The following is a 24,807-nucleotide window of genomic DNA, read 5'->3' on the forward strand; positions in this document are numbered from 1 at the left end:
GTTCAACACATGTTTCTAACCACTCACGGGAGAGGGGATTCGAACTCAAACTGAACGGGAGTAGAACTGTTTGTGAGGAAGAGGGGTGGCAATAACACCAGTTAAATGCCACCGATTCTCGACAGAGGCAACCAGGCGAAGCAAAGCGGCTTGGAGAGGAACGGCACAAAGGTTTCGTCCGAAGGAACTAAACATCCACTAAACAATGTGGTCCAGGAGAGAAAAAACCGATTACGAACCGTTTACTCTCCGCATCCGGTTGATTCGCCAACGGTGTCTCAAGCACGAACACAGGTACAGGGGTTTCGAAGGGAGTATTTAGTATGGTCAATGTTTCTAGGCGTGGCTTCCTGAAGCTTTCCGGTGTCACCGGTGCTGGCCTTGGCGCGGCAGCTCTGCTCTCCGCTTGCAGCGGCAGTGGGTCGGGTTCCGACTCCGGTTCCTCTGATGGCGGCAGCGATGTCAAGATCGGCGTCTCCATCTGGAGCTCCACGGACGCGCTGGGCAAGCTCTCGGCCGACATCGTGAAGAAGGCAGCGAAGATCCTGGGTGTCGAGACCCAGTTCGTTGACCAGGGCCATGTCTCCGAGCAGGTCACCGCCTCCGCCGAGACCCTCGCCGCGGCAGGCTGCAACGGCATGATCATCTGCAACTCCGCGGACTCCGAGATGACCTCCGTCATCAACACCTGCAACGAGAACGAGATGTACGTCACGCAGTTCTACCGCATCATCTCCAAGGAGAACTCGCCCGACGTCTACAAGGCGGCCGAGAACTCCAAGTTCTACGTGGGAGCCGTCCATGAGGACGAGGTCCTCAACGGCAAGACGCTCATGAACCTCCTCCTGGAGAAGGGTGGCCCCAACAAGACCGGCGCCCGCAGCATCTGCCTCGAGGGCTGGACGGTCGGCGATGCAACGTTCCAGCTTCGTTGGCAGGGCTACAAGGAGGGCCTGGACGAGTGGAACAAGGAGCACCCTGACGACAAGGCCACGATGACCGACCCCGTCTACGCCAACACCAGCTCCGCCGAAGGCGCCAAGGTCACCGAGCAGTTCGTCAACACCTACCCCGACATGGACGCCCTGATCGTCGCCGGCGGTGGCGGCGACCCGCTCGTGGGCTCCATCGGCCAGCTCAAGAACATGGGCCTGACCGGCAAGATCTCCGTCGTCTCCACGGACTTCCTGGACGACCTTGAGGACCAGCTCAAGACCGGCGGCATCTTCGCCGAGTCCGGCGGCCACTTCTGCGACCCGCTGTACGCCTTCATCCTCACCTACCAGGCCTGCACCGGCAAGCTCGAGGTCAAGGAGGGCGAGTTCGGCAAGGAGATCAAGTTCCCGTACGTCTACGTCTCCAGCTCCGAGGACTACGCCAACTACAAGAAGTACTTCGTCGACGAGGCTCCCTACACGGACGACGAGATCAAGGAGCTCGCAAAGGACGACTTCGACGCGCTCGACAAGGCGGCGACCTCGCTCTCGATCGACGACGTGAAGAGCCGTCACTCCAAGTAGGACCAAGCTCGCCTGCGCCGGCGAGGCGCCACGACGAGAACGGTTGGGAGGGGGCCAGGGTACGTTGGGCCCCCTCCCTGTTCTGAGGATGCAATCCCCCGATTGGAAGGAAGGAGCGATTGATGCAATCGTTTCTCAAAAAGGCGAAGACGAGCCAGTGGTACGGCGTAGGGCTCCTCCTCGTCATCTCCGTCATCATCTGGGCAATCTTCAAGGTGGCTGCCCCCGCGACCTTCGGCGCGCCGGACAAGCTCCTGTCGTACCTGCAGTCCGCCCTCATCTACGCCGTGGGCGGCTGCGGACTGTACTTCATCTGCGTCATGGGGCTGTTCGACTTCTCCATCGGCGCGATGCTCATCCTGTCCGAGCTCATGGCCATCGCCTTCATCCCCAAGCTCGGGTGGCTCTCGGTCATCGTGATCCCCATCCTGGTCGGCTTCCTGCTGGGCTTCTGCAACGGCATCGCCTACATCAAGATGCACATCCCCTCGATCATCGTGACCACGGGCCTCTCCCTCATCTATGAGAGCTTCTCGGTGTGGGTCGCCGACATCAACGGCACGCGTTTGGACGACGCCTACAAGCTCTTTGGCGCCTATCCCTGGAACCTGATCGTTGCCGTCCTCGCGTACCTGCTGTGCTGGTTCATTCTCAAGTACACCAAGATCGGTACGTACACCAACGCAATCGGCGCCAACGAGCTCGTCGCAAAGAACATGGGCGTGGACGTCGACAAGTACAAGGCCATCGCGTTCACCCTCTGCGGCACCTTCGTGGGCATCATGTCAATCCTCTACCTGGGCTACGGCACCGCGCAGACCCCGCAGACCGGCATGCTCTCCCAGGCGCTCAACTTCCAGCCCCTCATGGGCACCTTCTTCGGGTTGGCATTCAAGAAGTACGGCCACCCCGTGGTCTCGATCCTCATCGGCGAGTACATCGTCGCCATGATCTTCGCGGGCTTCGTCGCCATCGGCATGCCCACCACGGTCAACAACATCGTCACCGGAGCAACGCTGCTCGCAATCGTCACGCTCACCACCAAGCGCGTCAACGGCGCCGTGGTCAAGTAGGGAAGGGGGACTCGCAATGGCAAAGGAAATCATGCTTCATGCCGTGGGCATCGACAAGCGCTTTGGGCCCACGCACGCAGTGGACCACGTCTCCCTCGACTTCTACAAGGGCGAGATTCACGCGCTCATAGGCGAGAACGGCTCGGGCAAGTCCACGTTCACCAACATGCTCACTGGCATCATCACCATCGGCGGCGGCACCTTCGAGCTGGACGGGGAGAAGATTGCCCCCAAGAACCAGGTCGACGCCAACCACCATGGCGCCGCGGTCATCGTGCAGGAGCAGGGCACGCTCGACGGCCTCACCGTCGCCGAGAACATGTTCCTGGGCGACGAGGACCAGTTCATGAGCAAGGGGATTAAGAACACCGCCGCCATGTACAAGAAGGCCCAGGAGCTGCTCGACGGCTACGGCCTGGCGCACATCAAGGCGACCGACCCCATCGAGCACTACAACTTCGAGGACCGCAAGCTGGTCGAGATCGTCAAGTCAACCTGGTTCAAGCCGAAGGTCCTCGTGGTGGACGAGACCACCACGGCGCTCTCGCAGAGCGGCCGTGAGGAGCTCTTCCGCGTGATGAGGGACGTCCGCGACGACAACCGCACGGTCATCTTCATCAGCCACGACATGGGCGAGGTCCTCGAGATGTCCGACACCATCTCGATCCTGCGCGACGGCGAGTTCATCAAGACTGTCGATGCCAAGGAGGTGGACCAGGACGGGCTCAAGACCCTCATGGTCGGCCGCAAGATGAGCGAGCACTACTATCGCGAGGACTACGACCAGAGCCTCGCCGGCGACGTCGCGATCTCGATGAAGGACGTCTCGGTCCCCGGCCAGCTGGAGAACCTCTCCCTCGAGCTCCACAAGGGCGAGATCCTGGGCATCGGCGGACTCTCCGAATGCGGCATGCACGAGGTCGGTAAGGCCCTGTTCGGCGCTTCCTACAACCGCACCGGCGAGGTCAAGCTGGGCGACGGGACCCCGATCGACGACATCAACGCCGCCATCGACCACTCGATCGCATACGCCTCCAAGGACCGTGACAACGAGTCGCTGCTCATTGCGGACACCATCCAGGACAACATCACCCTGCCGTCCCTGCGCAAGATGAAGAAGCCCCTCTCGCCCAAGCACGAGCGCGAGTTCGCGGAGAAGTACGCAAAGCAGATGTCCGTAAAGATGGTCGGCGTGAGCCAGTTCGTCTCCGCGCTCTCCGGCGGCAACAAGCAGAAGGTCGTCCTGGCCCGCTGGCTGGGCGCCGAGTCTGACATCCTGGTGCTCGACTCGCCCACGCGTGGCATCGACATCAAGGTGAAGGCCGACATCTACAACCTCATGGACGAGATGCGCAAGCAGGGCAAGGCCATCCTCGTCATCTCCGAGGAGATCATGGAGCTCATCGGCATGTGCGACCGGATCCTCGTGATGAAGGACCACAAGGTCGCCGGCGAGCTGGAGCGCTCCCGTGACCTCACCGAGAACGACCTCATCTCTCTCATGGTTTAGGAGGCTCAAGGGATGGCTGACACCAACACCGCGACGGTCACGGCCGAAGACACCGCGATCCGTCCCAAGTTCAACGTTCGCAACATCCTCCCGATCATCGGGTTCGTGGTCATCGTCCTGTTCTTCGCGGTGGCCACCCACGGGAGGCTGGTCAACCCCAAGAACATCAGGTTGATCCTCAACTCCACCTACACGCTCATGATCTCGTCCATCGGCGTGTTCATGATCATGACCATGGGCTCGCTCGACTTCTCGCAGGGTTCCATGATCGGCCTGTGCTGCATTGTGGTCTGCGTGCTCTCGAAGGTGAGCCTGCCGCTCGCCATCCTCGGTGGCATCGCCACGGGCGCCGCAATCGGCGCGCTCAACGCCTACTTCCACGTCCGTCGCCAGATCGCATCGTTCATCGTCACGATCTGCACCATGTTCCTGCTTCGTGGCGTGGTCGCGTTCCTCACCACCGACGCCCCCGCACAGGGCGCAGGATACCTGCAGGCCGACTACAACGACCCCATGCTGCTCATGACCATCACGATCATCTGCCTCGTGGTCTTCTACCTCGTGTTCACCTTCACCCCGCTGGGAGCCAACCTCAAGGCTATCGGCGCCTCCCAGACCGCGGCGCGCTTCGCGGGCATCAAGGTCCAGAAGACCAAGACCCTCGTGTACATCGCTGCTGGCGCCATCACGGGCTTCTCCGCCTTTATCCTCGCCATCCGCAACGGTTCGGTCACCGCGACCGGCGGCAACATGATGGAGACCCAGATCATGCTGGCGCTCGTCCTTGGCGGCCTGCCCATCTCCGGCGGCGCAAAGGTGCGCTTCTCCAACATCGTGGTCGGCGTCCTCACCTACTGCATCCTCGACCGCGGCCTCTCGATGATGGGGTTCGAGGCGGCGCCCAAGCAGCTCATCATGGGCATCGTCTTCCTCATCTTCCTCGCACTGTTCTCCGACCGCGAGTCCGGCCAGGTCATCAAGTAGTCCGTGCTCCCTCCCGGCGGCTTCCGCCGTCGGGGCGACGGGGTGGCCAGGACAAGCGTCCCAACCGTCCCGCCCCTTGCCTCCGTGGGAGGCCCCGTCGGGCCTCCCACACCCCAGACACCTTGCTTCCACGCATACACTTTAGGGAGGTAGTCAAATGCTACAAATCAAGAAGTATCAGTTCTGGTTCTGCCCCTGCACCCAGGACCTCTATGGTGACGAGGTGCTGGAGCACGTTCAGGCCCACGCACAGGAGGTCGTCGAGGCCCTCAACGCCTCCGACCTCATCCCCTACCAGATCGTGTGCAAGCCCAACCTGCTCACCAGCGACGTCATCAGCCAGACGTTCAACGCAGCCAACATGGATCCCGACTGCGCGGGCATCATCACCTGGGCCCATACCTTCTCGCCCGCCAAGAGCTACATCCACGGCCTGCAGGACCTCCGCAAGCCGCTGTGCCAGTTTGCGACGCAGTACAACGAGGAGATCCCGTACGACACCATCGACATGGACTTCATGAACGAGAACCAGGCGGCCCATGGCGAGCGCGAGTTCGGGCACATCTTCGCCCGCATGCGCATCCCCCACAAGATCGTGTTTGGCTTCTGGAAGGACCCCGTGGCGCAGCGCGAGCTCGGCGAGTGGATGCGCGTGGCCGTCGGCGTCAACGAGAGCCGCAACATCAAGGTCTGCCGCTTTGCGGACACCATGCGCAACGTTGCCGTGACCGATGGCGACAAGGTCGAGGCCGAGCAGAAGTTTGGCTGGACCGTTGACGCCTGGCCCGTGAACGACCTCGTTCCCTACGTCGACGCGGTTTCCGACGCCGAGGTCAAGGCCCTTACCGACGAGTACTACGACACCTACGAGCTCGTGCTCGACGGCCGCGACCCCGAGGAGTTCCGTCGCCACGTGGAGGTCCAGGCGCGCCAGGAGATCGGCATCGAGCGCTTCCTCGACGAGCATGGCTATAACGCCTTCTCCGACCACTTTGGCGACCTTGGTGGCCTCAAGCAGCTGCCGTCGCTCTCCATCCAGCGCCTGATGCAGAAGGGCTACGGCTTTGGCCCCGAGGGCGACTGGAAGACGCCTGCCATGGTGCGTCTGATGAAGGTCATGACCGCGGGCCAGAAGGACGCCAAGGGCTCCGCGCTCATGGAGGACTACACCTACAACCTGGTCCCGGGCAAGGAGGGCATCCTCGAGAGCCACATGAGCGAGGTCGATCCCTCCGTGGCAGACGGGCGCCTGGCAATCCGCGTGACGCCGCTCTCGATGGGCGAGCGCGAGGATCCCGCGCGTCTCATCTTTACCGCCAAGGAGGGCCCGGCCATCGCAACCTCGCTGATTGACCTGGGCAACCGCTTCCGCCTCATCGTCCAGAAGGTCGACGCCAAGAAGGTCGAGAAGCCCATGCCCATGCTCCCCACCGGCACCGTCTTCTGGACGCCTCGTCCCAACCTCAAGGTCGGCACGGAGGCCTGGATTTACGCCGGTGGCGCGCACCACACCGCCTTCACCTATGACCTCACCGTCGACCAGATGGCCGACTGGGCCGAGCTCATGGGCGTCGAGTGCGCCGTCATCGACGAGAACACCACCATCCGCGACTTCAAGCGCGACCTGCTCCTGGGCGAGGTCGCATACCGCTAGGGGCGCCCGTCGCGTGACCGGTCGGCCTTGCGGCCGATAGGTGGCACACATACTCAACGCATGCGGCCGCGCCCTCGGCAGGGGGTGCGGCCGCATCTTCCAAGAAGTGGAGAGACGAACATGGCAGCAACCAAGGAGCAGGTCAAAGAGCAGCTCGAGGGGGGCAGGTGCTCCCTTGGCATCGAGTACGGCTCAACGCGCATCAAGGCAGTCCTTGTGGACGAGGGCAACGACCCCATCGCGGTGGGCACCTTCGACTGGGAGAACTCCCTCGTCGACGGTTACTGGACCTATGCCCAGGAGGAGCTCGACAACGGCATCGCGGCGGCGTACGCGTCGCTCAAGGAGGATGTGCGCCAGCGCTACGGCGTGACGCTCAGGCGGCTCGGCGCGCTGGGTGTCTCGGCCATGATGCACGGGTATCTCCCCTTCGACGGCGAGGGCAGGCTGCTGGTTCCGTTCCGCACCTGGCGCAACACCACCACCACGCGCGCGGCCCACGAGCTCTCCAAGCTCTTCGCGTTTCACATCCCCGAGCGCTGGAGCGTGAGCCACCTGTACCAGGCGGTCCTGGATGGCGAGGAGCACGTGCCCCACATCGCGTCGTTCACCACGCTCGCGGGCTACGCGCACCGTCGCCTCACTGGCGAGCATGTCCTCTCCGTGGGCGATGCCTCGGGCATGTTCCCCATCGACTCCCAGACCCACGACTACGACGCACAGAAGATTGCCGCCTTCGACCAGCTCGTGGCGGAGAAGGGCGTTGCGTGGAAGGTCGAGGACCTTCTCCCCAGGGTGCTCGTCGCGGGTGACGTGGCAGGTCATCTGACCCCCGAGGGTGCGAGGTTCCTCGACCACGATGGCGACCTCGAGGCAGGCTGCCCCGTCTGCCCGCCCGAGGGAGACGCGGGCACGGGCATGATCGCCACCAACAGCGTGGCCCCGCGCACCGGCAACGTCTCTGCCGGCACCTCGGTCTTCTCCATGGTCGTGCTGGAGCACGCGCTCAAGGATGCCACCGTGCCGCAGATCGACCTGGTCACCACCCCGGTGGGCGATCCCGTGGCCATGGTCCACTGCAACAACTGCACCTCCGACATCAACGACTGGGTCAACCTGCTCGTCGACTACTCCCGCGCCATGGGCCAGGAGGTCGACAAGGGCCAGGTGTTCACGACCCTGTTCAATAAGGCACTCGAGGGCGAGAAGGACGCAGGCGGCCTGGTCTCGACCCCGTTCATCTCGGGCGAGACGGTCATGGGCGTCCAGACCGGCTATCCTCTGTTTGCCCGCAGGCCAGACGCTCGCCTGACCATCGCCAACTTCATGCGCGAGCACATCATGGCCGCGTTCGGTGCGCTGGCTGTGGGCAACGAGGCCCTGCGCGAGGAGGGCGTGAAGATCGACCGCCTGTATGGTCACGGCGGCATCTTCAAGACCCCCAAGGTCGCGCAATCCATTCTCGCGGCGGCGCTTGACGCCCCCGTCACCGTGATGGCGACGGCGGGCGAGGGCGGTGCCTGGGGCCAGGCGGTCGCAGCCTCCTACATGATTCACAAGGAGGAGGGCGAGACCCTCTCCCACTACCTCGATCAGAAGGTGTTTGGCGGCATGGAGCAGGTCACGCTGGAGCCCGATCCCGCGGACGTCGAGGGCTATCGCGCCTGGCTGGCAGACTTCCGTCGTGCCAACGAGGCGGAGAGGGAGCTCGAGCGCCAGATGGCGTAGGGCTCTGCAACTGAAGGTCGGCTATGGGGAGGGCAGCACGGGTACTTCCGGTGCCCTTCCAATCCAGAGAAAGGTTTCTCGACATGATGCTGAAGGAGCTCCGCGAGCAGGTCTACGAGGCCAACATGGACCTGCCAAAGTACGGACTTGTTGTGTTCACCTGGGGCAATGCCTCACAGGTCGACCGCGAGAGGGGCCTCTTTGTGATCAAGCCCTCCGGCGTGCCCTACGACGAGCTCACGCCAGAGAGCATGGTGGTCTGCGACTTTGACTGCAATGTCGTCGAGGGTGACCTCAACCCGTCGAGCGACACCCCGACGCACGCCTACCTGTATCGTCAGTGGGACAACGTCGGCGGCATCGTCCACACCCACTCTAGCCAGGCGGTCTCCTGGGCCCAGGCAGGACGCCCCATTCCCTGCTACGGCACCACGCAGGCAGACTACTTCTATGGCGAGGTTCCGTGCATGCGCGGCCTCACCAAGGACGAGATCGAGGAGGCCTACGAGCTCAATACGGGCAAGGTCATCGTCGAGGGCTTCAAGGACCTCGACCCGGTCTCTCACCCTGGCTGCCTCGTGCGCAACCACGGCCCGTTCAGCTGGGGCAAGGATGCCGCCCAGGCGGTGTATCACGCCGTGGTGATCGAGGAGGTCGCCAAGATGGCGCTCCATACCGAGCAGCTCTGCGTGTCGGCGGGCAAGCCCATTGAGGAAGCGCTCGCCCCCCAGTACCTGCTCGACAAGCACTACATGCGCAAGCATGGGCCCAACGCCTACTACGGCCAGGGCAAGTAGCCTCCCTCCCCGCGAAGGGGGAACGCAGGGGGTGCCGGACTCGGATGGGCCCGGCACCCCTTTTCTGCACCTTCTGATATCCAGAGCCGCCTAGTCAGACGTGCCGAACGCGAACGTCGTTGTGGAGACGAATGGGTGTCCTGGCGCATAGACCGGCTGCGGGAAGTTCTTGTGGTGAATGGCGTCCGGGTAAAACTGGGCCTCAAGCGCCACGCCGTCATACGGGCGATAGTGCGCGCCGCCCTTCCCGATGTCGTCCAACCACCTGCCGGTGTAGACCTGGAGCCCCGGGGCATCGGTGAGGACGTCCATCGTGATGCCCGTCTGGTCTCCCGCCAGCGTCGCCACGCGCTCCACGCGCTCGTCGTTGTGCAGGGCGAAGTTGGTGTCGTACCCCTCTCCTGCCTGTGTGGCGTCGCGGCCCAGGGTCTTTGCGGCCCTGAAGTCGAACGGTGTGCCGGCGACGTCCAGAATCTGACCCGTTGGGATGTGGTGCTCGTCCGCGGGCGTGTACCTCTCCGCCTCAAGCTGAAGCGCGTGCCCCAGCACGGAGCCCGACGCGTGCCCGTTGAGGTTCCAGTACGCATGGCAGGTCAGGTTGATGATGGTCGTTGCCGAGGGCTCCGCCTCGTAGTGCACGGTCAGCCGGTTGTCCGCCCAGAGGGCATAGGTTACCCTCACGTTGACCGCGCCTGGGAACCCCTGGTCGCCCGTGCGGCTCAGGAGGCCCATCGTGACGGTTGCGCCACCGTCCGCGGTCTGGTCGGGGCCGGAGGCGATGGTCCACAGGCGCTCGAACCACATGTGCGGGCCCGAGTGGTTGTTGTTCTCCCCTTCGTTCCTCGCCAGGCGGAAGGTGGTGCCGCCAAGGTCAAAGGTGGCGCCTGCGATGCGGTTTGCGCACCGCCCCACGATGGCGCCGAGGAGTGAGGGGTTGTTCTCGTAGCCGGGCGCACCGTCGCGCCCTAGGAGGACATCGATCAGGTTGCCCCTGCCGTCAGGTACCAACACCGACTGCAGGCAGGCGCCAACCTGTGACACGCCCACGCGCATCCCCGCCCCGTTGGAGAGTACGACGAGGCTTGCCTCCCTGCCGTCCGACATCCTGCCAAAGCCACGCGTCTCGACAGACATCCGCTACCTCCCGCCAACGTGCGTGCATAGACACCTTCACATTAACGTGGCGGGGGGACCATGGCTCGATGTTTCGGTGGGTGAGACCAGCGGTCGCCGTGTGCGCGTCCCAGAAGGCAGCCTGCGGGAACGGGGCCTCTCCTCGCGGGCGGGGAGCGCGCCGAATGCCTGCGATGAGGGCTCGGAGCGTCTTGCCCGCGGCCCGTTCCAACGGACCGGCTACCCCTCCTGCCCCAACTCCAGCGGGACCCTGATGACCTCGCGAACCCCTGCCGAAAGCAGCTCCTCCACCTGCTCGTCGGTCGCTCCGTCGTCGGTGATGACCGTTCCGGCGTCGGCGGCGGTGCCAAACGCATAGGTGCACTCAACGCCGATCTTGTCCGAGTCGAGCAGGACGAAGTGCGCCCTGGATCGCGCGAGCATGAGCGCATCGACGGTGGGCTCTGGGGCGGTGTTGGAGGTGAGGCCCACCCTCGCGCTGATGCCGCTGCATCCGATGAAGCACTTGGTGGCGGTGAAGCGCCCGATGGTGTCGAGCGCGAGCTGGCCCGTGAGCGAGGCTCGCGGTGGCACGGCCTCCCCGCCTGTGAGGAGGACGGTGGGCTTGAGTGGGCCCTGCAGGAGCATGACCTTGCTGTTGTTGGTGATGACCGAGACGTCTTCCGCCTCGATGTGGTTGACCACGTCGAGGGCCGTGGAGCTGGCGTTCACAAAGACCGCGTCGCCGTCCTCCACAAAGCCAGCCGCGCGTCGTGCAATTGCCCTCTTGGCCATGACGCGGCGGGAGCCTGAGGGCCTCCCCAGCGTGTTCACGAGGGTTGCGGAACCGTACTGGTGCGAGACGAGTTGCCTCGACTCCAGGTAGTCAAGGTCGCGACGGATAGTCAGAGGCGAAACCCCAAAGCGCTCGGCGAGGTCCGTGACGTCCATCCTCCCGCGCTCCTCGAGGAGGCGGACTATGTCCTCGCGACGCTTCATTACGAAGGACTCGCTTCTCCGCATGCGGTGCCCCCCTCCGTCGCTCGCTCTGCGCGTTTACGTGCCGCGCAAGTTGATTCCAACGACCATTTTATGAACCATGCGGTCGTTTTCGGGGGCTTCTTTTCTCTCGATCTGCGCCTCGACTGAGAGACTACGGCAAAATTATGCAAAAACGAAATTTATAAACGATTCGCTCGATGTTGGGTTCAAAACGTTCATATATATTTTGGAGACTCATAACAGTACAGGTAAACAAGTTGTGTCAAGCGTTTACATCGCTCCAAAAACAATCATGAGGTCAATAAACGTGTTGAACGGTCTATGAGAAAAGATGGTAGAAAAAGCCCAAAAATATTTAGTTCCAAATTGACTGTGAGGTTAGGATATGGGACTCTTCTAGGAGAAGAGACGCCGTGCGCTGCGCACGGTCGGCCGATGCAGTCATGCGCCTCCCGGCGGTGCCGTGGGCACGGGGGAGGGCCTTGGCGCGAGAGAGTCTCTTGCGCCGGAAGGGAGCAAGTCATGGCAGAGAAGTACAAGGCACTGGTGTGCTGCCGCGCTGGGGTTGCGATGAGCCAGATCCTCGACGTCAACGTGAATCAGGTACTCGCGGAGGAGGGCTATCCCATCCAGACCGAGCGTGGAACGATCGACGACATCAAGGGTTTTGACGGCGACCTGGTAATCACCATGTCCGACATGGCCATCGACCTCCAGGGCAAGGAGGGTCTGCCCTACGTGGTCGGCATCCGCAACGTCGTCGACAAGCCCGAGATCAAGGCGGGTCTCGTCGCCTTCCTCAAGAGCAAGGGCGAGGACGTGGCTGAGTAGGTGCCGTCCGCACCCATCAGGCACCACGTAGCAGTCACAAGGGCGCCCCACGGGGCGCGGCAAAGAAAGGAAGCCTTCATGGCCGAGGAGCTTGGAACACCTTGGAAGAAGCTCGACGCACCGGTTGCCGAGGAGGAGCTGGCCTGGGTCGACAGGTATTGGCGTGCCGCCAATTACATGTCGGTGGGCCAGATCTACCTGCGCAGCAACCCGCTCATGCGCAAGGACTTCGTTGACGAGAAGACGGGCGAGACGCGCGACTTCGGCCGTGCCGACGTCAAGCACCGCCTGGTTGGCCACTGGGGCACCACGCCCGGCATCAACTTCCTGATGGGCCACGTCAACCGACTCATCCACGACCACGGCCAGAGCGTCGTGTTCTTCATGGGGCCGGGTCACGGCGGACCTGCCGGCACCTCCCAGTCGCTGCTCGACGGAACCTACCGCGAGCACTACCCGCAGATTACCGACGACGAGGCTGGCCTGCAGCGCTTCTTCCGCCAGTTCTCGTACCCCGGCGGCATCCCCAGCCACTTTGCGCCCGAGACCCCCGGCTCCATCCACGAGGGCGGCGAGCTCGGCTATACCCTCTCCCACGCCTACGGCGCCGTCCTCAACAACCCCAGCCTGCTTGCGTTCGCCGTCGTGGGTGACGGCGAGGCCGAGACCGGCCCCCTCGCCACGTCCTGGCAGACCAACAAGCTGATCAACCCCGTCACCGATGGCATCGTTCTGCCCGTCCTGCACCTCAACGGCTACAAGATCGCCAACCCCACCATCCTCGCCCGCATCAGCGATGAGGAGCGTGACGAGTTCTTCCGTGGCATGGGCTATCACCCCTACACGTTCACCGCTGGGTTTGATGACGAGAGCCACATCTCGATCCACCGTCGCTTTGCCGCGCTGCTGGAGCAGGTGTTCAACGAGATCTGTGACATCAAGTGGCGTGCCCTTGCCGGCGAGACCGCCCGCCCCGAGTACCCCATGATCATCTTCCGCACCCCCAAGGGTTGGACGTGCCCCAAGTACATCGACGGCAAGAAGACCGAGGGCAGCTGGCGTGCCCATCAGGTGCCCCTGGCGTCTGCCAAGGACACCCACGAGCACTTCCGTGTGCTCCGCAGCTGGCTGCGCAGCTACAGGCCTCAGGAGCTGTGGGACGAGAACGGTACCCTTCGCCCCGAGGTCACCGAGTTCATGCCGCAGGGCGACCTGCGCCTGGGGGCCAACCCCAACGCCAACGGTGGCCTGCTCCTCGAGGACCTCACGCTGCCCGACATCCACGACTACGAGATTCCGGTCAAGGAGAAGGGCCATGGCTGCGGCATGACCGAGGCGGCTCGCGTGTTTGGCAACTACACCGCCGACGTCCTCAAGCTCAACCTCACCAAGTTCCGTCTCTTCGGGCCCGACGAGACCGCGTCCAACCGCCTTCAGGCGGCGTACAAGCTCACCGATAAGCAGTGGGACGCCGGCTTCAACGCCGACCCCGAGAACGACGTGTACCTCAGCAGCACCGGCTCGGTCATCGAGCAGCTGTCCGAGCACCAGTGCGAGGGGCTCCTCGAGGGCTTCCTGCTCACCGGCCGTCATGGCGTGTGGAGCTCGTACGAGTCGTTCATCCACGTGGTCGACTCCATGGTCAACCAGCACGCCAAGTGGCTCGAGGCCACCGTTCGCCACATCCCCTGGCGCAAGCCCATCTCCAGCCTCAACATCCTGCTCACCAGCCACGTCTGGCGTCAGGACCACAACGGCTTCAGCCACCAGGACCCCGGCTTTGTGGACGTGCTGCTGAACAAGAACTTCCACAACGACCACATCGTCCAGGTGTACTACCCGGCCGATGCCAACATGCTCCTGTGCGTTGGCGAGGAGGCCTACAAGTCCACCAACAAGATCAACGCGATCTTCGCCGGCAAGCAGCCCTCGCCGACCTTCCAGAGCATCGACGAGGCCAAGCAGGAGCTCGCCGAGGGCGTGGCAGAGTGGGAGTGGGCGGGCAACACCGCTGCGGGCGAGAAGCCCGACATCGTGCTCGCCTGCTGCGGCGACGTCCCAACGCTCGAGATGCTCGCCACCTCTGACGCGCTGCAGGACCTGGGCATCAAGGTCCGCTTCGTCAACGTGGTCAAGCTCCTCTCCATCCAGGACAGCGAGGAGAACGACGAGGCCATCTCCGACGAGCGCTTCAAGCAGCTCTTTGGCGAGGACGTGCCCGTGCTCTTCGCCTTCCATGCCTATGCGCACACGGTGTACGGCCTCATCCACGGTCGTCCCAACCACGACAACTTCCATGTGCACGGCTACATGGAGGAGGGCTCCACGACCACCCCGTACGACATGCTTCGCCTCAACGAGATGGACCGCTGGGCGCTCGCGTCGCATGCGCTCGAGATTCTGGATGCCAAGAAGTGGGCAAAGCAGATCAAGGAGTGGCGCGACTTCCGCGACGAGGCCTTCCAGTTCGCCGTGGACAACGGCTACGATCACCCGCGCTTCACCGAGTGGGTCTGGCGCGAGGTCACCGGCCACCAGGACAACTCCGCGGCGGCCATGTCCTCCACCGGCGGCGACAACGACGAGTAGCGCCTGCTAGCCGGCAGGGGAGAGGGGCGAGCAACGTGCCCGCGGCCCTCTCCCACGAACCGGGCGAGCACTCCGCTGACAAGGGGCCTCCCGCACCGTCTTCGGGTGCGGGAGGCCCCTTTTGTTTGTGGGCGTTTGCGGTCGTGGCCACGTTCCTGGGGCTTCTCTCAGAATGAGATCCCGTGCGAGAGTCGTGAGGCCCGTGCCTCCTTGCGGGAGGTAGGCTCTCGAGGTCAATGAATGGATAGGGCTGTTTCCCTACCCCTCCCAGCAAGGAGCATCGCCGCGGATGGGGAGTTCCCTTCCAGGGGAGGGGGGCGGGAAGTCCGCGTTCTCCCGCAAGCCATGGAGTGCCAGAGTCAAAGAATGGAAGGGGTCGGTGCCCATCCGGCAGGTGTGCCCTACGCAGGTCGGGGTCATCCCCTCCTGCCAGGGGGGAGGGTCCGTTCTGGATGGATCCCAGGGCACTGCCCCTCGGTCGGCAGGGACACTCACCACAAGAAATCCTGGCGCCTGCGGGAGTCCGGGTCTCCTGCGGGCTTAACACCCCTAGGCCTCCTGCGGATTCGGCGGGTGCGTGCTTAATGATTCCCTGCCTCGTGTGGATTTCGGCCTCTCTCGTCTGCGTGAGGGCTAGAGATGCTAAGCATTTGGAGGCGAAATCCACAAGAGGGACAGGAGGGCTAAGCATCAGAACGCGGAATCCGCTAGAGGGCTAGTGCAGCTAAGCGGGCACACCGTCCCGTCCGCACGGGGTCGGGGAGAGTTAAGCAGTGGCGTCTCGACGCTTGCCCGGAGACGCTTTTAGCCGCGAAGCCCCACCTCACCGGCCCCTCTCTGACACCCCTTTAACACCCCACTCGGGGTGAGCCGCTGCTCCGAACGAGCTGCGTCTCCCAAGCCGAGGTGTGGGAGCGCGCGACCTTGGGCTCCATCGTACCTGACCCGCGCCCCTAGACCTGCGCGACGCTGTCCCTCTCGACGAAGCGGGCGGAGATGTGCGTGGTGCACACGTAGTCGTGCGGGTCGCGGACCTGCTCGATGAGCTTGCGCACCGCGATCTCGCCAATGTCGTGCTTGGGCACGTGCAGGGTGGTGAGCGCGGGGAGCATGGCGGTCGCCAGGGGCAGGTCGTCAAAGCCCACGAACGAGACGTCCTGCGGCACGCGATAGCCTGCCTCCAGGAGCGCGCGCATCATGCCGCACGCCATCACGTCGTTCTCGGCGAAGAACGCGGTGGGGAGGTCGTTGTTTGCCGCGACCCACCTGCGCGAGGCCTCGTATGCGGTGGAGATGGTGGTTCCCACGGTCACCTCGTAGCGGCGGTCAAACTCCAGGCCCGCCTCGCGCAGGGCGAGCAGGTAGCCGCGCTTGCGCAGGGGGAAGTTGCGGATCTGGAGGTCTCCACGCAGGTACCCGATGCGCGTGTGGCCCTTGTCGATGAGGTAGCGCACGGCGCGGTAGGCCGAGCTCTCGTTAGAGATCACGATGGACTCTATGAAGTCGCGGACGCACCAGCCGTCCACGATCACGAGGGGTGCCACGGAGCCGTAAAACGGGGCGTAGTCGCCCTCCTCCATCTCGGTTCCCAAAAGAACGATTCCGTTGGTGGGGTCCTGGCACATCTCGTGCAGCAGGGGACCGCTCTCGGGGTCCAGGAGGTCGACGGTGACGTAGTTGGTCGAGAGGCCATGGCACCTTGCCTCGCGCTCCACCCCGTTGATAACGATGGGGTGGAAGTCCGACTCGTCCAGCACGCGACCGCTCTTCCTCGCCACGATGAAGACGATCTTCTCGAGCTTGTTGGGACGCTGGTAGCCCAGTTCCTGGGCAGCCTTGATGATTGCCTCCGCCGTCTTCTTGCTCACGCCCCGCTTGTGGTTGAGGGCGTTGGAGACGGTGGCGGGGGAGAATCCCGTGCGACGGCTAATGTCGCGAACCCCAACCTTCACGGTGGCCTCCAAATCGGAACCTAACGAAGAAGAAAACCTAAAACCGAGGAAAACAATAAACCATGGATGAGGCTAATTTGTTCGGTTTTGTTTAAATGAGACAATCTTCTCGCTCAGCGGTCATCGCATTTCCTGGGGGGAGGAACACGGGCGGAGACCACCTCTAAAACATCCATTCAACTGCGGCAATTCACCAATGGGATGTGTGTCAAGGCAAACCCAGGGGACTGTCTCTTCTCCCTGGCGAGCCGTCTGCGACCACGATTGGACCGAGCGATTTCCACATAAGTGTTTAGTCCTGTTTATGAGAGCTGTAGGACGAAGCCGCCACCCTCGCCGAAACGTGCTACACGCCGCCGAAAGCCCCGGGCGTGGCGGGCTGTTCCATGCCTAGAATGGCAGGGTGCCTCTGGGGGCGCCGGAAACGGCGGGGGCCTTCTCGCCTGGGAAAGACCGGAAGGTGGCGCTGTCATGTATTTCATCGGGATTGACGTTGGGACGTCTGCGACCAAGCTGCTGCTGATGGACGAGGGTGGTGGGGTCCGCTCGGTGGTGAGCAGACGCTATTCCACCGCGATGCCGCAGCCGGGGTGGAGCGAGCAGAATCCGGACGACTGGTGGGACGCCGTGTGCAACGGCATTCCCGAGCTCCTGGAGGGCGTGGACGCAAGCCAGGTCGCCGGCATCGGGTGTTGCGGACAGATGCACGGGCTTGTCACGTTGGACGCTCGGGACCGCGTGATCCGTCCCGCCATCCTGTGGAACGACAGCCGCAGCCGCTACCAGGTGGGGTGCCTCAACAGGGACATCGGGCGGGAGGCAATCGCCCGCTACACCGGCAACGTCGCCTACGTGGGCTTTACTGCCCCCAAGCTGCTGTGGCTCCGCGAGGAGGAGCCCGAGCACTTCTCGGCCATCCGCAAGATCATGCTCCCCAAGGACTACATCACCTTCCGTCTTACGGGCGAGTACGTCACGGACTACTCGGACGCGTCCGGGACGCTGCTCCTGGATGTCCGCAACCGCTGCTGGAGCAAGCACATGCTGGGTCTGTGCGGCCTGTGGCGTGCCAAGATGCCGCGCCTGTGCGAGAGCTGGGAGGAGGTTGGCACCCTGCTTCCCGAGGTCGCCGACCGCCTGGGCCTGCCCAGGACGGTGAGGGTGTGTGCCGGCGCGGGGGACAACGCCTCCGCCGCCGTTGGCGCGGGCGCCGTGGGTGAGGGCAGCTGCAACATCGTCCTGGGGACCGCCGGGACCATCCTCATGAACATGGCCAGCTACCATGAGGACAAGGACAACAAGTTGCACTGCTTCTGCAACGCAGAGGGCGGCTGGAACCTCATGGGCTGCATCCTCACGGCAGCCGGCTGCAACGAGTGGTGGATGGGCAACGTGCTCCAGACGGAGGACTACACCGCGGAGCAGGGCGCCATCTCGCTCGCGGCGCTTGGGCAGAACGACGTGTTCTTCCTCCCGTACCTCATGGGCGAGAGGACCCCGCACAACGACCCGCGCGCCCGCGGGGCCTTCGTGGGGATGCGCGCCACGAGCACGCGTGCCGACCTCACGCAGGCGGTGCTTGAGGGCGTCGCCTTCGCGCTGCGTGACTGCGCCTGCATCGCCCGCGAGGAGGAGCTGGACGTCTCTTCGTCCACCATCTGCGGAGGCGGCGCGAGGAGCCGCCTGTGGCTCTCCATCATCTCCGACGTCCTGGGGATTCCCCTGCGCATCACGCAGACCGAGCAGGCGCCGGCGATGGGGGCGGCGATGCTCGCCAGCGTGTGTTGTGGGGCCTACGGGGACGTGGCGCAGTGCGCGAGGGCCCTTGTCCACACCAAGGGGACCGTGGAGCCAAACCGTGAGGTGGTCTCCCTCTACAATGGGCGCTATGATACCTGGCGCCGCATCTATCCCGCCCTGCGGGGCGTGTTCCAGGAGATCCTGTAGAGGAGAGCGTCGCACGTGATCCAAGACATAGGGGACCATCGCTTCGACCGGACCTATCGCACCGACTCGCCCACAGGGAGGAGCTTCGTCCTCGCGTACCACCAGGGGCTTGCCCTGTATGCGGTGCGCGACGGCGGGCTCGAGCTGCCCCGGCTGTCCGACTGGGGCGCCAGCGCCGCCGAGCTCCATGCGCGATACCTGTTTGCAATCGGGGACAGCGAGTTCTTCCTCGCCGACTGCCGTGTGGCGGGGGGCATGGGAGAGGGGGCGCCCGTCCCGATCGCCCCAGATCCCGGCGAGCCGGACGGCCTGGAGGTCCCGGTGCCCGCGGGCTTCTCCTTTGCTCCCATCCGCGAGTTCCGCTACCTTGAGCCGCGGTGGATGGCCTTTGCCGCAATCACCGGCTACCACCTGTGGGACTGGTACCGCCACAACCGGTTCTGCGGCGTGTGCGGCACCCCACTCCAGCACGTGGCAACCAGCCGCGAGCTCGCCTGCCCGCACTGCTCCAACGTGGTGTACCCGCGCATCAGTCCGGCGGTGATCGTGGGTGTCACCGACGGCGACAGGATCGTCCTCACCAAGTACGCCGGGCGAGAGTACAAGAACTACGCCCTCGTGGCCGGCTTCGTTGAGGTGGGCGAGAGCATGGAGGACTGCGTCCGGCGTGAGGTCATGGAGGAGGTCGGCCTGCGCGTGGGCAACCTCCGCTACTACAAGAGCCAGCCCTGGCCGTTCACCCAGACTGTCCTGAGCGGCTACTTCTGTGACGTCGAGGGGGACTCCCACATCACCCTCGACCGTCACGAGCTCAAGCTTGGCCGCTGGTTTGATCGCTCGGACCTCCCTCTGAGCCTCCCCGACACGTCGAGCCTCACCAACGAGATGATCTGCGCCTTCGCTCGCGGGGATGCCTAGGCGGCGGGTGCCCCTTCAGATTTCCCGAGGGTCTGTGACGGCCCCGGGGCGCATTGTTGCCTGACTGTGAACTGTTTCTCCATCGCCGAGGGGTGGGCGCTAGAGTACGTCTCAACCGAATACGCACGACCAAACCTAAGAAGCGGAAGGTAGACGCCACACGCGCGCACAGAGATTCTGGGGTGCTGAGATCCAGGACGAGATGCGGGGCGTTGATTGGGCCGCCGAGGGCGCACCCAAAGGAAGGGGCAAATGCTCCTGCCGAGTAGGCTGCGACGTGAGGGCATACGTCAGTTGCCAGAGACGTGACAGCGTCTTGCAAAGCGCGTGGGCACATCCCACGAACCAAGGTGGCACCGCGAGTCCCAGGGACCCGTCCTTGACGAATCTGCATCTGTAGACGACGTCGGGGGCGGGTCCCTTCCGTTCTCGAGGAAAGCGGGAGGTGAGCATGTACCCATCGCTTGAGGAGGTCCGTCGGATCGCGGAGAGGGGGGAGTACGAGAGGATCCCCGTCCGCCGCGAGATCCTCTCGGACGGCTTCACCACGATCGAGGCGGTCCGGCGCCTTCGCGGGGCGAGCCATCACGTGTTCATGCTCGAGAGCGCCGAGCCCGACGAGCGCTCCGGGCGCTTCTCGTTCCTGGGCCTTGACCCCAGCATGGAGGTCACCTGCCTGGACGGTGAGCTGAAGGTCCGCAGGAACCTCGGCAGGCCGGCCATGGGCGGGGGAGAGGGGACGGCTCCAGAGGTCGAGACCAGCCACGTCGATCACCCGGGCGCCTTCCTGCGCGAGGTGCTGGCGGCGCATCGCAGCCCCCAGCTCGACGGGTTCCCGCCGTTCTGTGGCGGCTTGGTGGGGTACTTCTCCTACGACTACCTCAAGTACAGCGAACCGACGCTGCGCGGCGGCGATATGGGCCACGCGGACTTCCTCGACATGGACCTCATGCTCTTTGACGACGTGATCGCCTTCGACTCGTACCGCCAGCGCGTGGTGCTGGTGACGGGCGTCCCCACCCGGGGCGAACTCGAGCGGGGCTACCGCGAGGCGGAGGGACGCCTGGACCGCATGGAGGACATCCTGCGCCATGGGGAGCCGGCCAAGTTCGAGCCGCTCAAGCTCGCGGAGCCGCTCGAGCCCCGCTTCTCGCGCAAGCGCTACTGCGAGATGGTTCGCACCGCGCAACATCACATCCACGAGGGCGACATCTTCCAGGTGGTGCTGAGCGACCCCGTCACGGCATCGGCTACGGGCAGCCTCTTTGACGCCTATCGCCTGCTCAGGGCCGAGAACCCCAGTCCGTACATGTTCTACTTCACGAGCGATGACCTGGAGCTGGCGGGTGCGAGCCCCGAGACCCTGGCGCGTCTTACCGACGGGCGCCTGTTCACCTACCCGCTCGCCGGCACGCGCCCGCGTGGCGCGACGCCCGAGGAGGACGAGCGCCTGGAGCGCGACCTCCTCTCGGACGAGAAGGAGCTCGCGGAGCACAACATGCTCGTCGACCTGGGGAGAAACGACCTCGGGCGCGTGGCGGAGCTGGGGAGCGTCCACGTGGACGAGTTCCACAAGATCCTGCGCTTCTCCCATGTGATGCACATCGGATCCACGGTGAGCGCCTGCATCGCCCAGGACAAGGACGCGGTGGACGCCGTCGACTCCATCCTCCCCGCGGGCACCCTCTCGGGCGCTCCCAAGCTCCGCGCCTGCCAGATCATCCGCGACCTGGAGGGCTACAAGCGCGGCATCTACGGGGGAGCCATCGGCTACCTGGACTTTGCCGGCAACCTGGACACCTGCATCGGCATCCGCCTGGCATACAAGAAGGACGGGGAGGTCTGCGTTCAGTCCGGCGCGGGCGTCGTCGCGGACAGCGTTCCCGAGCACGAGTTTGAGGAGTGCCGCAACAAGGCTCGCGCGGTGGTTCGCGCCATCGAGGCCTCGGAGGGGGGCATCGACCGATGATCTGCCTCATCGACAACTATGACAGCTTCTCCTACAACCTGTACCAGCTCCTGGGCTCCATCGATCCGGACATCCGCGTAGTGCGCAACGACGAGCTCACGGTGGAGGAGCTCAAGGGCCTCTCGCCCGACGCGGTGGTGCTCTCGCCGGGGCCCGGCCGTCCCTCTGACGCGGGCATCTGCGAGGGCGTGGTTCGCACCCTCACCGGTACGGTTCCCATCCTGGGAGTGTGCCTGGGCCACCAGGCAATCGTGGAGGCGTTTGGTGGCGTGGTCACGTATGCCTCGGCGATCATGCATGGCAAGGCGTCGAAGGTGACGCTTGATCGGGATTGCGAGCTGTTCCGCGGCATCGACTCACCCACCACCGTGGCTCGCTATCACTCGCTCGCTGCCGATGCGGCGTCCATGCCTGCATGCCTGCGCGTGACTGCGACCACGGACGACGGAGAGGTCATGGCCGTCCAGCACGTCGAGGCACCGACCTTTGGGGTCCAGTTCCACCCCGAGTCGGTCATGACGGCGGAGGGTCCGGCCATGGCGAGGAACTTCCTCGACGTGGTGGACCGATGGCGCTCGGGTGACTTGTAGGGTTGCAGCATCGGCACGAGGCGCAGGGCAGAAACAGTCAGTTCTCAAGTGACAGGGAGACATCAGGATGATCAGGGAAGCAATCGAGAAGATCGTGTCCAAGGAGGACCTCACCTACGACGAGGCCTACGCCACCATGCGCGAGATCATGAGCGGCGAGACCAGCCCCACCCAGAACGCGGCGTTCCTCGCGGCGCTCTCCACCAAGTCGACCAAGGCCGAGACGATCGACGAGATCTCGGGTTGCGCCGCCGCCATGCGGGAGCTGGCGACGCCGGTCGAGCACCCGGGCGTCGACACGCTCGAGATCGTGGGCACGGGCGGGGACCGCTCCAACACCTTCAACATCTCCACCACCGCGGCGCTCATCTGCGCCGGGGCGGGTGCCAAGGTTACCAAGCACGGCAACCGCGCGGCAAGCTCCAAGTGCGGCACCGCGGACTGCCTGGAGGCGCTGGGCGTCAACCTCGACCAGGATCCGGACAAGGTCCGCTCCGAGCTCGATTCCTGCGGCATGGCGTTCCTCTTTGCCCAGAGGTATCACAGCGCCATGCGTTACGTTGGCTCCATCCGCAAGGAGCTGGGCATTCGCACCGTCTTCAACATCCTGGGGCCGCTCACCAACCCGGCCAAGCCCGCCTACTTCCTCCTGGGCGTGTACGACGAGTACCTCGTGGAGCCCATCGCAAAGGTTCTCTCCAACCTTGGGGTGAGGCGTGCGCTCGTGGTCTATGGACAGGATCGCATGGACGAGATCTCGCTCTCCGCCCCCACGAGCGCCTGCGAGCTGCGTGACGGCTACTATCGCACCCTGACCATCGCACCCGAGGACTTTGGCCTCGCTCGCTGTGTAAAGCAGGAGCTGCTCGGCGGCACCCCCGAGGAGAACGCCGCTACCGTGCGCTCGATCCTCTCTGGCGAGGACCGCGGCCCCAAGCGCGACGCGGCCGTCCTCAACGCAGGTGCCGCCCTGTACGTGAGCGGCATTGCCGACTCCATCGCCGAGGGTGTTGCCAAGGCGGGCGTTTCGGTGGACGACGGTTCCGCGCTCCGCACGCTGGACGCGTTCGTGGAAGAGAGCAACCGCTGATGGGGGAGCACGGGAACATCCTCCAGACCATCGCGGAGCGAACCCGCGAGCGCATCGCCCACGAGCGGGAGGAGAGGCCCCTCGACCAGGTTGCCGGTGAGGCGCGCGGCCTCGCCGAGAAGGAGCTCGAGAGCGGCGGCTCGTTCCGCTTCCCGTTTGAGCGCGCGCTCTGGGCACCCGGCATGTCGTTCATCTGCGAGTGCAAGAAGGCGTCCCCCTCCAAGGGGGTCATCGCGGAAGACTTTGACCCCGTCGCCATCGCCCGCGAGTACGAGGCGGCGGGCGCGGCTGCGATAAGCTGCCTCACCGAGCCGTTCTGGTTCCAGGGGAGGGACGAGTACCTCTCCGCCATCGCGGACACCGTCTCGATCCCGGTCCTGCGCAAGGACTTTGTGGTGGACGAGTACATGGTCTACCAGGCCAAGGTCCTTGGCGCGCATGCGGTTCTCCTCATCTGCTCCATCCTCACCGACGAGCAGCTGGCGCACTACGTCTCGCTCGCCCACGAGCTGGGGCTCTCCGCGCTGGTGGAGGCCTATGCCCCGGAGGAGGTTCCCCGGGCCATCGCGGCCGGTGCGCGCGTGGTGGGCGTCAACAACCGTGACCTCCGCACCTTCAAGGTCGACTTTGGCAACAGCATCCTCCTTCGCCCGCTCGTTGGGCCCGAGCGCCTCTTCGTCTCGGAGAGCGGCGTGAGGGATGCCAATGACATTCGCCGCCTATATGATGCGGGCGTCGATGCGGTGCTCGTGGGAGAGACCCTCATGCGCCAGAATGACAAGTCAGCCGCACTTGCCGAGCTGAGGGGAGAGGTTCCGTGATGAACAACCGTCGCATGTCCACCGTCAGGATGCGAGAGCTCCTGGACGAGGGGAGCGAGCGTACGCACGTCAAGCTTTGCGGGATGTTCCGCGAGCAGGACATAGACGTGGTGAACGAGGTGCTCCCGGACCTCTGTGGCTTCATCGTGGACTACCCGAGCTCGCACAGGCACGTCGACCGCGACCGGCTCCAGCAGCTGGTCGACAGGCTCGATCCCCGAGTCCCCGCGGTGGGGGTCTTCGTGGACGAGCCGCTCGGACTGGTCTCCGAGCTGGCCGACACGGTGCTGGACATGGTCCAGCTGCACGGCAACGAGGGAAACCCCTACATCGTGTTTCTCCGCGAGCTCGTTGACATACCCATCTGCCAGGCAATCCGCGTCCGCACGCCCGACGATGTGCGTCGCGCGAACGAGTCAAAGGCCGACATCGTCCTCCTGGACGGTGGCGCCGGCTCGGGAAAGGCCTTCGACTGGTCCCTCATCCAGGGCGTCGAGCGGCCCTTCATCCTGGCGGGGGGCCTCGACCCGCAGAACGTGGGTGAGGCAATAGACAGGTTCCACCCCTGGGGCGTGGACATGAGCTCGGGCATCGAGACCGACCGGCTCAAGGACCCCGGGAAGATGCGAGCGGCCGTGGCCGCAGTTAGGGGAAGAGATGAGCAACTCCGCGACCTCTCGGGGTCGGTTCGGGATTCACGGGGGGCAGTACATTCCTGA

At 64.4% G+C, this 24,807-nt stretch carries 19 protein-coding genes; 16 read left to right on the plus strand and 3 right to left on the minus strand.

Annotated features, from left to right (window positions below; genetic code table 11):
- The first annotated feature begins 323 nt into the window (after positions 1–323).
- From FYJ68_RS01995 to FYJ68_RS02025, 7 genes are all read left to right on the plus strand, one after another.
- Positions 324–1,520, plus strand: a complete 1,197-nt coding sequence (locus FYJ68_RS01995) for a sugar ABC transporter substrate-binding protein (protein ID WP_154433623.1) — start codon at positions 324–326, stop codon at positions 1,518–1,520.
- Positions 1,521–1,642: 122 nt separating this feature from the next.
- Positions 1,643–2,593 carry an ABC transporter permease gene (locus FYJ68_RS02000; RefSeq protein WP_154433624.1) on the plus strand — a complete coding sequence of 317 codons (951 nt, stop codon included), beginning with the start codon at positions 1,643–1,645 and terminating at the stop codon, positions 2,591–2,593.
- A 16-nt stretch (positions 2,594–2,609) separates the two neighbouring features.
- Positions 2,610–4,103, plus strand: a complete 1,494-nt coding sequence (locus FYJ68_RS02005) for a sugar ABC transporter ATP-binding protein (RefSeq protein ID WP_154433625.1) — start codon at positions 2,610–2,612, stop codon at positions 4,101–4,103.
- A gap of 12 nt (positions 4,104–4,115) precedes the next feature.
- Entirely contained in the window at positions 4,116–5,087 is a 972-nt protein-coding gene (locus FYJ68_RS02010; protein ID WP_154433626.1) for an ABC transporter permease, read from the plus strand.
- 157 nt (positions 5,088–5,244) lie between these two features.
- Complete coding sequence (gene araA / locus FYJ68_RS02015) at positions 5,245–6,741, plus strand: L-arabinose isomerase (protein ID WP_154433627.1); 1,497 nt, start codon at positions 5,245–5,247, stop codon at positions 6,739–6,741.
- 120 nt (positions 6,742–6,861) lie between these two features.
- Positions 6,862–8,469, plus strand: coding sequence for a xylulokinase (locus FYJ68_RS02020; protein WP_154433628.1), 1,608 nt, complete (start codon positions 6,862–6,864; stop codon positions 8,467–8,469).
- Positions 8,470–8,552: 83 nt separating this feature from the next.
- Positions 8,553–9,266 (plus strand): L-ribulose-5-phosphate 4-epimerase, encoded by a 714-nt coding sequence (locus FYJ68_RS02025; protein ID WP_154433629.1) that lies wholly within the window; start codon positions 8,553–8,555, stop codon positions 9,264–9,266.
- Positions 9,267–9,356: 90 nt separating this feature from the next.
- Here the strand turns inward: FYJ68_RS02025 and FYJ68_RS02030 are convergent, their stop codons facing one another.
- Positions 9,357–10,400: an aldose epimerase family protein gene (locus FYJ68_RS02030; RefSeq protein WP_154433630.1), complete on the minus strand. Its 1,044-nt coding sequence runs from the start codon at positions 10,398–10,400 to the stop codon at positions 9,357–9,359.
- A gap of 219 nt (positions 10,401–10,619) precedes the next feature.
- Complete coding sequence (locus tag FYJ68_RS02035; RefSeq protein WP_154433631.1) at positions 10,620–11,402, minus strand: DeoR/GlpR family DNA-binding transcription regulator; 783 nt, start codon at positions 11,400–11,402, stop codon at positions 10,620–10,622.
- A gap of 501 nt (positions 11,403–11,903) precedes the next feature.
- On the opposite strand from FYJ68_RS02035, the gene FYJ68_RS02040 reads away from it, so the two are divergent.
- Positions 11,904–12,212, plus strand: a complete 309-nt coding sequence (locus FYJ68_RS02040; protein ID WP_154433632.1) for a PTS sugar transporter subunit IIB — start codon at positions 11,904–11,906, stop codon at positions 12,210–12,212.
- A 78-nt stretch (positions 12,213–12,290) separates the two neighbouring features.
- Positions 12,291–14,801, plus strand: coding sequence for a phosphoketolase family protein (locus tag FYJ68_RS02045; RefSeq protein ID WP_154433633.1), 2,511 nt, complete (start codon positions 12,291–12,293; stop codon positions 14,799–14,801).
- A gap of 953 nt (positions 14,802–15,754) precedes the next feature.
- Here FYJ68_RS02045 and FYJ68_RS02050 read toward each other — a convergent pair.
- A complete protein-coding gene (locus FYJ68_RS02050) occupies positions 15,755–16,753 on the minus strand; it encodes a LacI family DNA-binding transcriptional regulator (RefSeq protein ID WP_326832159.1) in 999 nt (332 codons plus the stop codon).
- A 471-nt stretch (positions 16,754–17,224) separates the two neighbouring features.
- Between FYJ68_RS02050 and xylB the strand changes: the two genes are divergently transcribed.
- The 7 genes from xylB to FYJ68_RS02085 all read left to right on the plus strand — a co-directional run bounded on the left by xylB (position 17,225) and on the right by FYJ68_RS02085 (position 24,807).
- Positions 17,225–18,700 carry a xylulokinase gene (gene xylB / locus FYJ68_RS02055; RefSeq protein ID WP_154433635.1) on the plus strand — a complete coding sequence of 492 codons (1,476 nt, stop codon included), beginning with the start codon at positions 17,225–17,227 and terminating at the stop codon, positions 18,698–18,700.
- A gap of 15 nt (positions 18,701–18,715) precedes the next feature.
- Positions 18,716–19,618 carry an NAD(+) diphosphatase gene (nudC, locus tag FYJ68_RS10425; protein ID WP_326832160.1) on the plus strand — a complete coding sequence of 301 codons (903 nt, stop codon included), beginning with the start codon at positions 18,716–18,718 and terminating at the stop codon, positions 19,616–19,618.
- A gap of 451 nt (positions 19,619–20,069) precedes the next feature.
- A complete protein-coding gene (locus tag FYJ68_RS02065; protein WP_154433636.1) occupies positions 20,070–21,587 on the plus strand; it encodes an anthranilate synthase component I family protein in 1,518 nt (505 codons plus the stop codon).
- The gene (locus FYJ68_RS02070) at positions 21,584–22,177 is read left to right on the plus strand and encodes an anthranilate synthase component II (RefSeq protein WP_154433637.1); all 594 of its coding nucleotides are present in this window, start codon (positions 21,584–21,586) and stop codon (positions 22,175–22,177) included. The genes FYJ68_RS02065 and FYJ68_RS02070 overlap by 4 nt, the downstream gene beginning before the upstream one ends.
- 67 nt (positions 22,178–22,244) lie before the next feature.
- On the plus strand, positions 22,245–23,267 hold the full coding sequence (trpD, locus tag FYJ68_RS02075) for an anthranilate phosphoribosyltransferase (RefSeq protein ID WP_154433638.1): 1,023 nt from the start codon (positions 22,245–22,247) through the stop codon (positions 23,265–23,267).
- Entirely contained in the window at positions 23,267–24,088 is an 822-nt protein-coding gene (gene trpC / locus FYJ68_RS02080; RefSeq protein ID WP_154433639.1) for an indole-3-glycerol phosphate synthase TrpC, read from the plus strand. The genes trpD and trpC overlap by 1 nt, the downstream gene beginning before the upstream one ends.
- On the plus strand, positions 24,088–24,807 hold the full coding sequence (locus tag FYJ68_RS02085; RefSeq protein WP_154433640.1) for a phosphoribosylanthranilate isomerase: 720 nt from the start codon (positions 24,088–24,090) through the stop codon (positions 24,805–24,807). The genes trpC and FYJ68_RS02085 overlap by 1 nt, the downstream gene beginning before the upstream one ends.

The organism is Olsenella porci (assembly GCF_009695875.1).
In the GTDB taxonomy this organism is placed as follows: Bacteria; Actinomycetota; Coriobacteriia; order Coriobacteriales; family Atopobiaceae; genus Olsenella_H; species Olsenella_H porci.

Excerpts from the sequence above, each read along its gene's own strand:
- FYJ68_RS02045 (WP_154433633.1), top strand. The coding sequence starts at position 12,291 with ATGGCCGAGGAGCTTGGAACACCTTGGAAGAAGCTCGACGCACCGGTT.
- FYJ68_RS02025 (WP_154433629.1), top strand. The coding sequence starts at position 8,553 with ATGATGCTGAAGGAGCTCCGCGAGCAGGTCTACGAGGCCAACATGGAC.
- FYJ68_RS02030 (WP_154433630.1), bottom strand. The coding sequence starts at position 10,400 with ATGTCTGTCGAGACGCGTGGCTTTGGCAGGATGTCGGACGGCAGGGAG.
- FYJ68_RS02020 (WP_154433628.1), top strand. The coding sequence starts at position 6,862 with ATGGCAGCAACCAAGGAGCAGGTCAAAGAGCAGCTCGAGGGGGGCAGG.
- FYJ68_RS02085 (WP_154433640.1), top strand. The coding sequence starts at position 24,088 with ATGAACAACCGTCGCATGTCCACCGTCAGGATGCGAGAGCTCCTGGAC.
- trpC (WP_154433639.1), top strand. The coding sequence starts at position 23,267 with ATGGGGGAGCACGGGAACATCCTCCAGACCATCGCGGAGCGAACCCGC.
- FYJ68_RS02010 (WP_154433626.1), top strand. The coding sequence starts at position 4,116 with ATGGCTGACACCAACACCGCGACGGTCACGGCCGAAGACACCGCGATC.
- FYJ68_RS02005 (WP_154433625.1), top strand. The coding sequence starts at position 2,610 with ATGGCAAAGGAAATCATGCTTCATGCCGTGGGCATCGACAAGCGCTTT.
- araA (WP_154433627.1), top strand. The coding sequence starts at position 5,245 with ATGCTACAAATCAAGAAGTATCAGTTCTGGTTCTGCCCCTGCACCCAG.
- FYJ68_RS02065 (WP_154433636.1), top strand. The coding sequence starts at position 20,070 with ATGTACCCATCGCTTGAGGAGGTCCGTCGGATCGCGGAGAGGGGGGAG.
- xylB (WP_154433635.1), top strand. The coding sequence starts at position 17,225 with ATGTATTTCATCGGGATTGACGTTGGGACGTCTGCGACCAAGCTGCTG.
- FYJ68_RS02035 (WP_154433631.1), bottom strand. The coding sequence starts at position 11,402 with ATGCGGAGAAGCGAGTCCTTCGTAATGAAGCGTCGCGAGGACATAGTC.
- trpD (WP_154433638.1), top strand. The coding sequence starts at position 22,245 with ATGATCAGGGAAGCAATCGAGAAGATCGTGTCCAAGGAGGACCTCACC.
- FYJ68_RS02000 (WP_154433624.1), top strand. The coding sequence starts at position 1,643 with ATGCAATCGTTTCTCAAAAAGGCGAAGACGAGCCAGTGGTACGGCGTA.
- FYJ68_RS01995 (WP_154433623.1), top strand. The coding sequence starts at position 324 with ATGGTCAATGTTTCTAGGCGTGGCTTCCTGAAGCTTTCCGGTGTCACC.
- FYJ68_RS02040 (WP_154433632.1), top strand. The coding sequence starts at position 11,904 with ATGGCAGAGAAGTACAAGGCACTGGTGTGCTGCCGCGCTGGGGTTGCG.
- FYJ68_RS02070 (WP_154433637.1), top strand. The coding sequence starts at position 21,584 with ATGATCTGCCTCATCGACAACTATGACAGCTTCTCCTACAACCTGTAC.